Source organism: Waterburya agarophytonicola KI4 (assembly GCF_020640915.1).
GTDB lineage: Bacteria > Cyanobacteriota > Cyanobacteriia > Cyanobacteriales > Xenococcaceae > Waterburya > Waterburya agarophytonicola.
This window is the reverse complement of sequence record NZ_JADWDC010000016.1, coordinates 65,611-80,281: the sequence shown is the minus strand read 5'-3', so window position 1 is coordinate 80,281 and position 14,671 is coordinate 65,611. Positions and strand designations below refer to the sequence as shown.

The following is a 14,671-nucleotide window of genomic DNA, read 5'->3' as shown; positions in this document are numbered from 1 at the left end:
ACTATCTCAAATACATCATTTTCTATTTTACTTTTATTTAGGTGGAACTACTTATTACTATCGAGCAATAGTCTTAAACTCAAAAAAACAAATATTACGGCTATTTCTAGTGTGGTTTTGTAACAATAAGACGAAATACGTACCATTATTTTGAATTAACTCCTCATACACTATGGACGAGTTTAGTCTTACCAGGAAGAAAATTCAATTAATTAGTTTAAGCCTTGGTTAATTTAACTATAAGTAAGCCAAACCATAGACAATTCTTAAGCTAATTTTTATCTATATTGTTTATTTTTATATTGTTTATAGTTAGCAAAATCACAATCTCCACAATGAAGATAGCCATTATTGCATCTTGTTTTCTACCAATTATTGATGGCGTTACCGTTAGTGGACTACAAAGGTTGAGAGTATTAAGCCAGTGGGGACATGAGGTTAGGTTATTTTGTCCCGATTACAGCAGGTTAGAAAAAAGTTATCCGAACTGGCGAGACTTTACAGGCAAAATTTTGCCTGGAGTAAAGATTATCAACTTAGCCAGCGATTCTTTTGTCGGATTAGATTATGAGCCAAATGTAAATCGCTGTTCTTATCAAACAGTTATTAAAGAATTAAAGGAATTTCAACCTGATATTATTCATGTAGACGAACCCGAAAGACTTTATGTCGGTTTTTGTCGGCTAGCGGGAGTTAATTATGCTAAACAGGTAGGCATTCCCTGTGTTTGCTTCTTTCGTACCAACTTCTTAGATTATCTCGGAGATTATTTTCCTCTCCCTTCGCCTATATTTGCTGCAATCAAATATTTGCTTAGAAAACTAATTGTCTGGGTATATAATTCTTACGATCTAACTTTAGTTTCTAGTAAAATTACTCACGCTAAAATTAAAGAATTAGGAATTAATAATACTCGCTATAGTAATTTAATTAGTTTCGATGCTGCGAATTTCCAAAAGTGTCTAATAAAACCAAATTTTTGGCAATCTAACTATGGAATATCTCAGATAGATAAACTAGTTAAAATTGTTTTTCTCGGACGTTTGTACCCTGACAAAGGCTGGGATTTTACGCTTAGTGCTATGACAAGCTTATCTCAACAAATAGATTTGACTAAAGTAGCAATTATTGTGGCGGGAGATGGTCCGATGCGATCGCAAATAGCTGTAAAATTAAATAAATTGGCTCCTCATGTTCATTTTATGGGTAGAGTATCTCCAGGAAATGTTCCTGCATTATTAACAAATTGCGATCTACACGTCACTACCTCGGAAAAAGAAACCAGAGGGTTGACTATTTTAGAGGCTTTTGCTGCGGGAATTCCCGTGCTTGCCCCAAATTCGGGCGGAGTAGTCGAAAATATTCAAAATGGTCGCAATAGTTATCTCTATACCCCAGGCGATCGCTCTGACTTTATTAATAAACTCAAAATATTAGTTGAAAACGCAGATTTAAGACAGCGAATGGGACAACAAGCGAAACTTTCTGTTAAAGAATATAGCTGGGAAAACAGTATTCGTAATTTGGTCAATATCTGGCAAGAAGCGATCGATCGACCTTTGATGAATCTAAATCCTACTATGGGTTATTTAAACAATGAACAATGAATAATTACTTTTCAGTTATCAATCGTTGAATTTCCTGATTGTTTACCTGACAAATTATTTCTCTCAACTCCCGACGAGTTTCGTCAGCTAAAAATTCCTGTTGTAAAATAGACCACTGTTGCCATTTTTGGTAGCGGTTATTGGCAAGTGATGCTGACAATTCTGGCATTTTACGTTTAATTGGTGCTTTTAAGATTTTTTCTAATACCGCCCTGAGTACATAAGCATCTTGAATTTCTCCCAGTACTTCTTGTACTTGTTCTATTTTTTTTAGGTAATCTTGGTATCTGAGATCGTAGAATTGAGTAAACAGTTCTAAGTTGTAGCGAGCCTTTTTAGCTACTTTTCTTAAGTCATGCAGCGTTGTTTCTTGCCGATCTAATAATTTTTCTACTGCTTTGGTATCGGATATTGGAGTAGTTTGAATTTCATCCCCTGTTTTTAGGGTTTCTGGTTTTACTCCCACTAACCAACCAGGGTGCAGTAGCAGTAGACTAACTTGAGGTAATAATAAATCTGGTAAGACGAATTTGAGATCGAAATCTCCTATGGGTTGATATTTAGGTTTACTCAACCAGTCGCTTAATTCCTGCTTGAAGTCGAGATAAAATTGTCCTTTAAGGGTTTGACGTACTTGCTGCAATTTATGTTTGCGTTGCTTGTGCAAAGAAACTAGCACTTCGTCTAAACTTTGCCGTTCTTTTTTGGGTAACTGGGGTTGATAATTATTGCTCAACTCAGCCATTAAAACATCTAAATCTCGCAGTTTTCCCAGAGTCCGTCCGATTTTACCTAGATTTTTATCCGTCACCATTGGCGGCAAATCCAAAGCGATCGCAAAAACGTTTATCGCACTGCGTAAACGTCGCACGCCGACTCGCATTTGATGTAGTTTTTCTGGATCTTTATCTTTAATAACCTTGGCTTCATGTTTAAAAATTTTATTGGCGTGTTTGGAAATCGCCATATTTGCCCAGGCTTTAAACGTAGTAGTATTATCTTCGTCGATCTTTTTTTGTGTCATTTTTTTGTGTCGGTCGTGCGCCAACTAAGTTTCAGGTTAAACCAATAATTCCAAAAAGTAATTATGGCGATCGCGATGATATTTGCTATATATTCATTGATACCCAATAAATTATAGAGAATATTTAACAATAAAATATTCAATATTAATCCAGAAAGGCAAATCAAATTAAATTTTAAAAATCTGATTAGTCTGTTGTGAATACCTTTTTGATTGCTAGATATATCTTTGAAAGTCCAGCGATCGTTCCAGAAAAAATTATTGGCGATCGCTATTTCTGCTGCGATAATTGCGCTGCGTGTTAGTCCGAGATCGGCAAACTCTCGTAAAAAGTATAAAACTGCCAGATTAATAAATACGCCACTAAAACCTGAAACGCCAAAACGAATGAAGCGATCGATCTGCCACAAATGTAGTCTAAGACGTATTAAATGCAAAAGATATTCAAGATATTGCTGATGTGTAACCTTGCTTTCTCCTGTCTTCCTTTCCTGAAAAATGTAGCCAACCTCACCGATCCAACGAATATTGCCTCTAGCCATCACCTCAACGAGAATTTTATAACCCAAAGGATTGAAAGTTTTACCTAATAAAGCATCCCGACGCACCATAAAATAGCCACTCATCGGATCGCTAATGCGCCCCATTACTTCGGGTAAAACCAATAACCCCAGCATTTGCGCCCCCCGTGAAAGAAAGCGACGGGCAATACTCCATTCGCTGACTCCGCCTCCTTCCAGATTGCGACTGGCGATCGCAATGTCTGCACCTTTTTCAATTTCTTGCCAAAGCCTAGTTAAAATGTGTGGGGGATGTTGTAGATCTCCATCAATTACGCCTAAAACTTGCCCTTTGGCAGCCTGCCAACCTCTAATAGTTGCCGTTGCTAATCCTTTCTCAGATTCTCGACGTATGACTTTTACTTGAGAATATTTATGACTTAATTCAGCAGCAAATTTCCAGGTGAAGTCGGGGCTATTGTCGTCAACGACAATTAATTCATATTGATTTACTACTATCCTATCTAAAGTATTAATTATAATTTGAATCAATTGTTCGATATTTTTACTTTCGTTATATGTAGGAATAATTAAAGATAATTCAATAGATTTCCTATTTATTTGACGATCAAGAAAAAGATTATTTATTCGTAATATTCCCGTAGGTACAGGAATTAAATCTTCAAGTTTTACATTTTGACTCATAATATAACTGTGATTCCGAAGAGACAGCTACTAACTTGATTTTTGTATTTTAAAATACTTGCTGTAAGTTTCATTCGTCGATTGCTTTAAACTTGCTTTTCGTTGCTACTTATCTTGGCAAAGTTATCAAGCAAAAATAAATTTTAAATTATATTTAATTTAAGATTTTATTATCTATTTTGTGGGTTGATAGTTAACTTTTTAATAACTTAAAATTAATCTTATAAATATTTTATTAGTTTGAATTTGTTTTACAATCTATGAAATAAATTAATTCTTAAAAATGAATGCTTTAAAAAATAGTCGTATTAGATCGATTTTCAAAATACTATCAACTCAAGGGAAAGCACAATATGGCACAGAAGCGGTTAGCCAATTAGAACACGCTTTGCAATGTGCTACCTTAGCCGAAACTAGTAATGCTACCCTCGAATTAATTACCGCGTCTCTATTACACGATTTTGGTCATCTGGTTCATAATTTGGGGGAAGATCCAGCAGCAAGAGGTATTGACGATCGCCATGAATATAGAGCTTTGGGCTATCTAAAAACTATTTTTAGCGATGCTGTAACTGAACCTATCCGAATGCACGTTGATGCTAAAAGATATCTTTGTGCGGTAGATAAAGATTATTGGAGTAGTTTGTCTTGGGCTTCTAAAACTAGCTTAGAATTGCAGGGTGGTATTTTTACTCAAGATGAGGCAAGAGAGTTTATTAGCCAGCCTTATGCTGAAGATGCGGTTAGATTGCGAATTTGGGACGATCTGGCAAAGGTAAAAGGTTTGAAAACGCCTGATGTAGAATATTTCATGCCAGCGATTGAAAAGTCATTCACAAATTGACAATGAACAACGAAATAGAGACCAAACTTCTATCTAGCTATAGAGGTCGAGGTTATGGCAAACAAATGATGCAACAGGCTTTAAAAATCAGTGCTGATGCTGGATGTTATAAAATTACCTTTGTGGAGCGTAAAGCCCCCGTCTTTCAAGCGGGGGATATAAGCGAGCTAAATCAAAGATTTAGAGATGGTTTTAACCATCCCGAAACATGATATAATTCTTTTGAGTTTTTGAGGTCAGTATGTACAGTTGCCAACAAATATTAGTAGGTCAAAATAACGACTTAATTAATATACTAATATTTTTATGTGAGGAGTCTCATAAACTCACCAACATGGGAATATACTTAGCTCGACAACTATACTTTAAAGCCAAGAAAATTATTGGCAAATACGATTTAGAGAAGGAATACAAAACTAACTATCACTACAAGGTGTTGCACTCTCAAGCAGCACAGCAAATATTAAGAACTGTAGCAGAATCTTTTAATTCTTATAAAGGTTTAGTTAAAGCTTATAAGAAAGGAGAAATAGCTGATAGACCAAGGATACCAAACTACAGAAAAAAAGGTGGTCTAGCTACAGTTAGTTATCCTAAACAAGCACTTAAGTTAAAAAATAATCAGATAAGAGTCCCACTGGGTAAGACTTGTAAACGTTGGTTTGGTTTAGACAGTTTTTATATACCAATGCCTAGTAATCTTAATTTTGCAAGTATTAAAGAGCTAAGAATTTTGCCGAGAAATAACTGTTTCTATTTTGAATTTGTCTATACAAAAGAAGTAGAAAAAGTAAAACTTGATTCAAATAATGTACTGGGAATTGACTCTGGCTTAAATAATTGGCTGACTTGTGTTTCTAATGTTGAAACCAGTTTTATTGTTGATGGGAAACATATCAAGTCAATGAATCGTTGGTATAACAAACAAGTATCAACTATTAAAGAAAATAAATCACAAGGATTCTGGAGTAATAAGCTTGCTGCAATAACTGAAAAACGTAATCGACAAGTACGCGATGGTATCAACAAAGCAGCAAGGATAGTAATATCTCATTGCCTCGAAAATAATATCGGTACTATTGTTTTTGGTTGGAATAAACGCAACAAAGACAGTATTAACATCGGTAAGAAAAATAATTCTGAGTTCGTACCCATCCCCACAGCACGACTTAAAGACAGAATTGCTCAAATGTGTGAGCAATATGGTATTCAGTTTTTTGAGACTGAAGAATCATATACCAGCAAAGCTAGTTTCTTAGATGGTGACTATCTTCCTACTTATGGTGAGAAACCCAAGGATTGGAAACCATCAGGCAGAAGAACTAAGCGAGGTTTGTATCGAGTTGGATATGGACAATGGTATTTGAACGCAGACTGCAATGGAGCAGCTAACATTATCCGTAAAGTAAGCAGAACGTTGGGTTTAGAACTTAGCCGACTGTCTAGGGGTGTTTTGAGTCATCCCCAAAGGTATCGCCTTTGGTCAGTTAATGGAAACGTCGGAGGAAGAGGCTTCAGCCCGAACGAAGACATCCGCTTAGAATCCCCCAGCGAAGCGTTGCTTTAGCAGGGGGAGTACTCAATATATAAACAAATTGTCAATTGTCAATTGTCGATTGAATAACTACGCAAAGACAAAATGTTCGGGGTGGGATAAGAAACCATCGGGAGTATTAGTAACAATTGCCAAATCGTTACCGTCGGTAGAAATTAACGCCCCCATGTCGGTTTGAGTTATATCAAGATCGTCGAAGCCGATACCCAAACCAGCAATACCGATAACATCTTCACCGCTAGTAAAGTCCTTGATGCGATTGGGAGAGTCGGGAATTTCAGCGTTGGCAATCCAGAATTGATCCGCACCTAAGTTACCGTTGATGCTGTTACCGCCACCACTTAATGCAAAGATGCGATCGTCTCCGTCATCAGCAAAGATTCGGTCATTTTCTCCGAGGATGATAGTATCGCTACCACTTCCCCCATAGATACGGTTGCCACCTTCGACCGTAGATAAATCGATTAAATCGTCGCCACCACCAGCAAATACTAAGCCATTGCTGCCAGTGATTTCGATAGTTTCGCTTTCAGTAGTACCAAAAATGGGTTCAAAAGTAGGACTGGGATTTTCACCGCCATCAGTAGAAAGATCGATTTGATAGATGCTAACCGTACCGCTAACTTCGTTAGAGACAGTTAATAAAGGTTCGCTGTTGGGACTATCATCGGCAGGAATAAACTGTAAGCCTTCAGGGGCAAGATCCAAAGCATCGCCCGTTTCTTCGTCGATGGGGTTGATGTATTGAACGAATTCGGAATTGGCAGGATCGCCAATGTCGTATACCATGATGCCGCCAGTTCTTTCTAAACCAACAAAAGCATAGGGCGTACCGTCTACTTCTCCCACAACTACCCCTTCAGGTTCTGCACCTTTAGCATCGCTGCGACTATCGAAAGAGTCTAACGTACCGTTGGAGTTAAATAGTTCGGGTACTTGTTCGGCAGTAATGTGGGCAAAGTCATCGCCACTATCGAAGACTAAGTTACCGTGGGCATCGCGGATACTAAAAGAACGTCCGCCATAGGATACCAATTGGTCAAAATCACCATCTCCATCAGTATCCCCATCAATGGTAGAAACTTCCAAACGTCCTAGGTTTTCTTCTGACTGTAACTCTTCTGCATTAGGAAAAGCATCGGGATCTAATTCTAGATCTTCAATGCGTTCGTCTTCATCTCTAGCATCTCCTTCATTAGCTGTAACGTAGTAAGTCTCGCCATCTACCTCATAAGCTGCGATCGCATCTGGTTGATAGAGTCCAAAGACGGGTTCGTTTTGAATGTTTATTTCTTCATCTTCATCATTGGCATCTAAACCATTCCCTTCCAGGCTATAGTCTTTTAAACCTAAACCTTGAATATCGCTAACTTCCCCAGTCTCCAGATCGATTACGGCGATCGCATTATTTTCTTGGAGAGCAACAAATGCTTGGGTGCCATCGGGACTTACAGTAATAAATTCTGGTTCGACATCATTAGCAAAGTCTATGCCAGGGAAAACTCTCACCCCTTGACCGCGTAATTCTTCTTCTTTGCCGTTATAAGCAGTAAAGTCGGCAGTAGTTATCGTTGCATTTTCAATACCTCCAGAAATATCGATAATACTTACCGAACCTTCAGGATTGATAGTAGGTTCGTCCCCATCAGGTTCGCCTTCATTGGCTACCAATACTTTAGTTCCGTCGGGAGTAAACGTAACCATGTCGGGTAATGCACCTACGGTTACTTGGTTTAAAACATTGCCTTCAATATCAAAGAAAACAATACTTCCTAAGTCCTCGGCAGCTTCTCCTTCAATGGCTGCGGCGACGATACCATCCTTAATAGCAATACTATTAATGCCATCTCCCAATTCGGAAATATCGATCGCATTTACGAAAGTAGGATTGGTTGGGTCGCTAAGGTCTAAAATATCAATAGTGCTAGTCGCACCGTTAATCACAAATAACTGTTGGCTGCCTGAATCGTAAGCCGTAATTTCAGCCGCCCCTTCATCGAAAATCCCCGAATCATAGCGACCAATTTGTGTTAACTCAATAGAATTATCCATGTAAATTTGTGATAAGAAACTTAATATTTTTTAGATTTTTTCTACAACTGGATATTTACTGTAGTTTTGCTTTCAACCAATACTAGATTTAGTAATTTTCATCGAAAGGAATATTTTTTGCACTTTTTATCAAGTTAATTAGATATTTTTCTTGACGTTTATAAAAAGTATCGACTAAAATGATATCGACATAAATTCTTTACATTCACTCGATCAAGTATTAGTTTCTACAACTACGTAAAATCCACTTCTCATCGTCTCAGACACAGGTAAATAGTAGTTAAATTAATGGTTAAGAGTTAATTAATAATTAACTGTAGTTTAGACTAACGGAAAAGCGTTCGCTAACAACCAAAACAAAAGGGAAACAGCAAAAATCAAGCCCAATATCGGAGGCTATAAGCTATTCTAAACAAGAGTTTCGGGAGTTATGGGTAAGGCATAGATTGATAATGGACAATGAATAATTAACAATTATGGCTAATTAATTGCCCAAGATTGAAGGCATTTCCAAGACCAATCGGGATTTTTTTGATAGAAACGTAATTCCCAATTTACATTTGCTTTTATATCGATCGTCTCTATTGCCAATTGCTTTAATTGAGTTTCGTGTTCGGAGTTAAAATCATAAGCCAAACTAAGATGTAACCAATCTTTTAATCTCAATTTGTCAAAATATTTTGCAAGAGTTTCTGTTTGAGCAAAGTTAGCAATTAATTGCTTGAGACGATCGCACTGCAATTCCAAACCATACCAATTTTCTTTAAAGGTCAATTGCTCGATTTCTATTTCTAAAAAATGATTGTTTTTGGCTTCAATATATGCTCTATCCAAAGCTTCTAGATAAACAGGAATTAAATCTAATTTGGCATTGAAAAATCCTGTGAGAGTACAATGAGGCATATATTTATGGGCTGAATTTGCCCCATACAATTCGCGACTTAGATCGAAATACTTCTCTATTTGCTTATTCAATTCCCCTACTGGACAAGCATAAATAATAAATGACCCTAAAGGACTACGCGACCCATAACAATTAGCAATGGACAATGGATAATTACTCCTAACTAAGCTACGCGATCGCCTTGTTTATAAACTGACCTAATCATAGGAACTACATCATCGTTATGTACGGTAATAAAGTCGGCTTTTTTACCTACTTCTAAACTGCCAATTTGATTATCTAAATTAATAGCTTTGGCTGGATTTAGGGTAATATATTTGATTACTTCGTACAATGCTTTATTGGCTGTTCTACTAATAATAAATGCCGAGTGTAATAAGCTCCTGGGTACATAATCAGAAGAGATAATATCTACTAAATCTAATTCTACTAACTCCATTGCCGACACATTGCCTGAATGAGAACCACCTAAGACTACATTTGGCGCACCCATTAGTACTAATAAACCATTGTTGTGAGCTTCTTTTGCTGCATCAAAAGTAGTGGGAAACTCTGCTAAGACTACTCCTTCGGAGATCGCTTCTCGGACATGATCTACCGTAGCATCGTCATGACTGGCTAGAGAAATATTTTTTTTCTGGCTTAATTCAACTAAAGCCAGACGGTTTTCTACGGCGTGTTTGTGTTGGTTATCTAATCGCGTAGCAATAAACTCGTCCATCTTCGCTTCGGATACGCCATGCTTGCCGATATAATATTCTTTGTATTTATGAATTTTAACAAATTGACGTTGACCAGGAGTATGATCCATCAAGGAAATCATTGCTAACAACGGGTGTTCTGCATAGGGTTCGATAATCTCGTAGAGATGTTCGTAACCTAGTTCACAACGTAGATGTAGCAGGTGATCCGTACTAAACCTACCCGCAGCCTGTCCCTCTGCCACGGTATCAATCATTGCTGCATAGTGATTGATGCGTAGAGAATCATCTTTTGGCGTTACATCTCCAATAGCGATCGCATCACACACCGTAGTTATACCCGAACTGATTAAGTCTTTGTCATGGTTGACTGCTGCCAATTCTAAGGGAAACCTGACTTTAGGACGCGGAGAAATACACTTTTCGAGGTTATCGGTATGGAGTTCAATTAAACCTGGTAAAAGATAATTACCATCGCCATTTTTTCCTTGGGAGACTACTCCCCCCTGGATATCAGTAATAATTCCATCTTTGATGGCGATCGTACCTAATATTTCTTCGTTGGGTAGAAGCAAGCGATAGTTTGTGTAGATTTTTTCCTGCATGGTTTTATTAATAGACAATTAATAATTGAAAATGGACAACTATCAATTTTCAAAATAGGATTAACTTGCAGTTTAAAATAACTTCTGTCCAATCTAGATTAAGGGTAGTTTAGCCTTGAGTTAAGCGATCAATTTTTAATTGTTCTAAAGACTAATTCCATCATTTCACCACTGAATCTGGTTACGCCATATTCGACAATTTTCTCGTCACGATTGGCTACGCCAGCGCGGAGCGCATCGCAATTTATTGATTGAGCTAATAAAATTGGCTGATTTGCAGGGATTTGTAACAGTCTGGCATCTGCTTCTCTAACAATACGGGCGCAAACTGTAGTCGAACGGCGTATATGATCGCGATCGTATATTTCTTTGAGCAATTTAGAAATCGATCTATAATTTTCCCAAAATTTAATCAGATCTGGAAATAATTCGCTGGGAAAATAACTACTGCCAATACTAATCGGGCGATCGTTTGCTAAGCCTACTCTTTCGATTAAAACTACTGGTGCGCCTAGGTCTATTTTCAAAGCATCAGCGATCGCTTTATCACTGGGTATTTCTACAGCTTTTAATTTTTCGTAACTAGCTTTTATTCCCTGGGCTTCTAAACTTTCGTTGTATCTTACTCTTTCGCCGATAGGATATTTAATTGGAGTTTTCGCCACAAACATCCCTCTTCCTCGATCTACTCTAATCAATCCTTCATCTTTGAGTAAAGCGATCGCATTTCTAATGGTATGACGATTCACGTTAAACCTCTCTGATAAGTTTTTTTCCGTCGGTAACTTATCTCCAGATTGATAGACGGCTTCTTCAATATTTGTCCTCAACTCATTGGCTATTCGTGTGTATATCGGTTTGTTCATTTGGGGCAAAAGTAAGAGGTAAAAGGTAAAAGGTAAAAGTTAAGAGATTATCTCTCTTTCGCTTTTAGTTTTTTGATAATGCTCGTTAGTATGTTGATGATATTTGTTACTTCTTCGAGCATTAATTTCATTTTTTGTACTGGGATAATTTCAGATTTAATCATTAGTTGAATCCAGTATCTACTTTCACTCGCTTCTTTAAGTGCTATTGAGTATTTGTGAATAAAATCTTTATTTGATTGAGCATATTTCGCTTCAGCTACATTTGCTCCGATACTTGTTCCACTTCTTAAAAGTTGTTTAGCAAGTACCATGATTGCATCATCGAAGTGACTATCGTTTTTTATTTGGCAATAAGCCTTGACAATTCTAATAGCAAAATTTTCGGTACGTTCTTGAATAGAAATTTTAACTCGATCCATACCTTTCACCTCTTACCTCTTACCTCTTACCTCTTACCTCTTACCTCTTACCTCTTACTTCTTATCTTTACTATTTGTTATTTATTCCCATCTACTGTAAATTAAATATTAATCTAGATGTCTAGATAAATTTTAACAGCAGTTCAACTTTAAATTAACAGCGAGTTAAGAAAATGAGTCCGTCAACAGCAAGACAAACATGGATGGCAATCTTAGCGAAATCTTCCCCAGTCGATCTAGAACAACAGGTTCAAACATTAGGAAAATTGCCTAAATATACATTTCTGCGTCAATCAGAAATCGGTTTGGCGATGGTTAGAGGTAGGGCAGGAGGTACGGGAGAGGCGTTTAACTTAGGAGAAATGACGGTGACTCGTTGCGTGATCAAAATGGAAGATATTAAAGGCTTTGGATATGTGGGAGGGAGATCCAAACGCCACGCAGAATTAGCTGCTGTGTGTGATGGTTTGTTGCAGCAAAAAGAATGGTACAAACGAGTACAAGAACTAGTAATACAGCCTTTGCAAGCAAAATTAAGCGATCGTCAACAAAAACAACAGCGTCAAACCGAAGCAACCAAAGTAGAGTTTTTTACTATGTTGCGGGGAGAGTAAGTTCTTAATTAACAATTAATAATGGATAATTCACAATGATCGTTGAACTTCCAGGTTTTGAAGATTTAATCCACGATTCTCAAAGTACATTTAAAGTGTTGCTCTATGCCTTATCTCGCCCTGGAACAATAAACCAAATTACCGCACAATTAACTCCACCAAGGGGATTAAATATTGCTTGTGCTGCTACTTGTCTGACTTTATTCGATCTAGAAACTAAAGTATGGTTGCAACCAGGATTAGGTGAAGAGATAAAAAGCTGGCTGTTGTTTCATACAGGATGTAGTTTTACCGAAGATACCCAGCAAACTGACTTTGCTGTTATTTGGGACATAGATAATATGCCAGGTTTCTCCCAATTCAAACAGGGAACACCAATATATCCTGAAGATTCCACCACACTATTAATTATGATAGGGGGGCAAGTATTTTCTCCCCTATCAGATAAGTTCCCAACATTATCAGGTGCGGGAATAAACGGACAAATTACCATGCCAATTAATTTACCAGATAGCTTTTGGCAACAATGGCAAAAAAAATATGATTCTTACCCCTTAGGAGTAGATGTATATTTCCTTTTCTATAACGGAGTAATTGGTTTACCCCGAACTTCAAAAATTATTTAATTTGTCCATTGTCCATTATCCATTGTCAATTAAAATCATGGCTTACGTAGCAGTAAAAGGTGGCGAAAAAGCAATACAAAATGCCGAGGCTCTATTACAAGCAATGCGTCGGGGAGACAAACATATCCCCGAATTATCTCTTGAACAAATCAAACAACAGTTCGCTTTAGCTGTTAATCGCGTAATGGCTGAAGGTAGCTTATACGATGAAGATTTAGCAGCTTTAGCAATTAAACAATCTTGGGGAGATTTAGTTGAGGCGATCTTTTTATTGAGGGCATATCGCACCACATTGCCGAGGCTTTATTACAGCAAACCCATTGATACGGAAAAGATGCAGGTACAACGGCGTGTATCTTCTATTTTTAAAGATATACCAGGGGGACAAAAGTTAGGGGCAACTTATGATTATATTCATCGTTTATTAGATTTCAAATTAGCAGCAGAAGATAACGAATATATTACACCAGAAATTGTCGGGGCAAACGGCTGTTTGCCCACACCCAGAACAATTGACACCCTAAATCAAGAACAATTAATTCAACCAGAAAAAGATATTACTGAACCAGATAAAGAACCATTCGATATCACCAGACAATCATTAAACACCCCTACAGATCGAGATGCCAGACTGCAAAATTTAGCCCGTGCTGATGAAGGCTTCTTATTAGGTTTAGCGTACTCAACTCAGCGAGGATATGGTAAAAACCATCCCTTTGCAGGAGAGATCAGAATAGGCGAAGTAGAAGTAATTATCGAACCAGAAGAATTGGGTTTTGAAATTGCGATCGCCGATATTCAAGTAACTGAAGTGCAGATGGTAAATCAGTTTAAAGGTAGCAAAGATTTACCGCCTCAATTTACTAGAGGTTACGGTTTAACTTTTGGCTATAACGAACGTAAAGCAATGTCAATGGCATTAGTAGATCGGGCTTTAAGAGCAAAAGAATATGGCGAATCAATGGAAGGGGTAGCGCAAGATGAAGAGTTTGTTTTATATCATTCTGATAATGTAGAGGCGCAGGGTTTTGTGCAGCATTTAAAATTACCTCATTACATTGATTTTCAGGCGGAATTAAATTTAGTTCGACAGATGAGACAAGAACGAAGTTTGGATAAAGATAACCAAAATATAAAAATACGTCTAGAAGAAGCTCAAGACTATTCAAATATATTTCAACTTAATAGTTTGGCATTCGGTCAAGAGAATGAAGCTGAATTAATTGAGAAAATTAGAAAAAGCGATCGCTATATCCCCGAACTATCTTTAGTAGCAGAATTAGATAGTAAAATTGTCGGTCATATTATATTTAGCTACATAGATTTAGTAGATCGAGAAACCACTCTTGTTTTAGCCTTAGCACCTATAGCGGTATTACCAGAATATCAAAATCGTGGAATTGGAAGCTTATTAATAACCACTGGTTTAGAAATAGCAGAAAAAATACAGATACCAATGGTTATTGTTTTAGGCAATCCTAAATTTTATAATCGTTTTGGATTTAAACCTGCTATTAACTATGGTATTAAATCACCTTTTGATGTCGGAGATGAATATTTTATGGTTAAGTTTTTTAACAGCGATCGCCATAAATATAAAGGTAAAGTAATTTATCCTATTACATTCAACGAAACAAATTAATTAC

At 37.1% G+C, this 14,671-nt stretch carries 14 protein-coding genes and 1 pseudogene; 8 read left to right on the top strand and 7 right to left on the bottom strand.

Annotated features, from left to right (window positions below):
* Positions 1-335: 335 nt before the first annotated feature.
* On the top strand, positions 336-1,607 hold the full coding sequence (locus tag I4641_RS08950; protein ID WP_229640142.1) for a glycosyltransferase: 1,272 nt from the start codon (positions 336-338) through the stop codon (positions 1,605-1,607).
* A 4-nt stretch (positions 1,608-1,611) separates the two neighbouring features.
* Here the strand turns inward: I4641_RS08950 and I4641_RS08945 are convergent, their stop codons facing one another.
* Together I4641_RS08945 and I4641_RS08940 are read right to left on the bottom strand one after the other, a co-directional pair.
* Positions 1,612-2,631 (bottom strand): CHAD domain-containing protein, encoded by a 1,020-nt coding sequence (locus I4641_RS08945; RefSeq protein ID WP_229640141.1) that lies wholly within the window; start codon positions 2,629-2,631, stop codon positions 1,612-1,614.
* Entirely contained in the window at positions 2,628-3,836 is a 1,209-nt protein-coding gene (locus I4641_RS08940) for a glycosyltransferase (protein WP_229640140.1), read from the bottom strand. Before I4641_RS08940 ends, I4641_RS08945 begins: the two co-directional genes overlap by 4 nt.
* Positions 3,837-4,119: 283 nt before the next feature.
* Here I4641_RS08940 and I4641_RS08935 point away from each other — a divergent pair, with 283 nt between their 5' ends.
* Genes I4641_RS08935 through I4641_RS08925 form a run of 3 tightly spaced genes read left to right on the top strand, consistent with a single transcriptional unit; the run spans position 4,120 to position 6,247 of the window.
* Positions 4,120-4,680, top strand: a complete 561-nt coding sequence (locus I4641_RS08935; RefSeq protein WP_229640139.1) for a phosphonate degradation HD-domain oxygenase — start codon at positions 4,120-4,122, stop codon at positions 4,678-4,680.
* A gap of 2 nt (positions 4,681-4,682) precedes the next feature.
* Complete coding sequence (locus I4641_RS08930) at positions 4,683-4,892, top strand: GNAT family N-acetyltransferase (RefSeq protein WP_229640138.1); 210 nt, start codon at positions 4,683-4,685, stop codon at positions 4,890-4,892.
* Positions 4,893-4,921: 29 nt separating this feature from the next.
* Positions 4,922-6,247, top strand: a complete 1,326-nt coding sequence (locus tag I4641_RS08925; protein WP_229640137.1) for an RNA-guided endonuclease InsQ/TnpB family protein — start codon at positions 4,922-4,924, stop codon at positions 6,245-6,247.
* Positions 6,248-6,304: 57 nt separating this feature from the next.
* Here the strand turns inward: I4641_RS08925 and I4641_RS08920 are convergent, their stop codons facing one another.
* The 5 genes from I4641_RS08920 to I4641_RS08900 all read right to left on the bottom strand — a co-directional run bounded on the left by I4641_RS08920 (position 6,305) and on the right by I4641_RS08900 (position 11,785).
* Entirely contained in the window at positions 6,305-8,287 is a 1,983-nt protein-coding gene (locus tag I4641_RS08920) for a choice-of-anchor I family protein (RefSeq protein WP_229640136.1), read from the bottom strand.
* A 480-nt stretch (positions 8,288-8,767) separates the two neighbouring features.
* Positions 8,768-9,337 (bottom strand): hypothetical protein, encoded by a 570-nt coding sequence (locus I4641_RS08915; protein ID WP_229640135.1) that lies wholly within the window; start codon positions 9,335-9,337, stop codon positions 8,768-8,770.
* Positions 9,338-9,354: 17 nt separating this feature from the next.
* Entirely contained in the window at positions 9,355-10,497 is a 1,143-nt protein-coding gene (locus I4641_RS08910) for an alpha-D-ribose 1-methylphosphonate 5-triphosphate diphosphatase (protein ID WP_229640134.1), read from the bottom strand.
* A gap of 128 nt (positions 10,498-10,625) precedes the next feature.
* Positions 10,626-11,363, bottom strand: a complete 738-nt coding sequence (gene phnF, locus I4641_RS08905) for a phosphonate metabolism transcriptional regulator PhnF (RefSeq protein ID WP_229640133.1) — start codon at positions 11,361-11,363, stop codon at positions 10,626-10,628.
* A 47-nt stretch (positions 11,364-11,410) separates the two neighbouring features.
* Positions 11,411-11,785, bottom strand: a complete 375-nt coding sequence (locus I4641_RS08900) for a four helix bundle protein (protein ID WP_229640132.1) — start codon at positions 11,783-11,785, stop codon at positions 11,411-11,413.
* Positions 11,786-11,958: 173 nt separating this feature from the next.
* Between I4641_RS08900 and phnG the strand changes: the two genes are divergently transcribed.
* The 4 genes and pseudogenes from phnG to I4641_RS24415 all read left to right on the top strand — a co-directional run bounded on the left by phnG (position 11,959) and on the right by I4641_RS24415 (position 14,667).
* Positions 11,959-12,399 (top strand): phosphonate C-P lyase system protein PhnG, encoded by a 441-nt coding sequence (phnG, locus tag I4641_RS08895; protein WP_229640131.1) that lies wholly within the window; start codon positions 11,959-11,961, stop codon positions 12,397-12,399.
* A 35-nt stretch (positions 12,400-12,434) separates the two neighbouring features.
* Complete coding sequence (gene phnH, locus I4641_RS08890) at positions 12,435-13,025, top strand: phosphonate C-P lyase system protein PhnH (RefSeq protein ID WP_229640130.1); 591 nt, start codon at positions 12,435-12,437, stop codon at positions 13,023-13,025.
* A 37-nt stretch (positions 13,026-13,062) separates the two neighbouring features.
* Positions 13,063-14,130: pseudogene (locus tag I4641_RS08885) on the top strand (carbon-phosphorus lyase complex subunit); the annotation flags it as partial.
* Positions 14,119-14,667, top strand: a complete 549-nt coding sequence (locus I4641_RS24415) for a GNAT family N-acetyltransferase (protein WP_229640143.1) — start codon at positions 14,119-14,121, stop codon at positions 14,665-14,667. The pseudogene I4641_RS08885 and the gene I4641_RS24415, both read left to right, overlap by 12 nt.
* Positions 14,668-14,671: the final 4 nt, after the last annotated feature.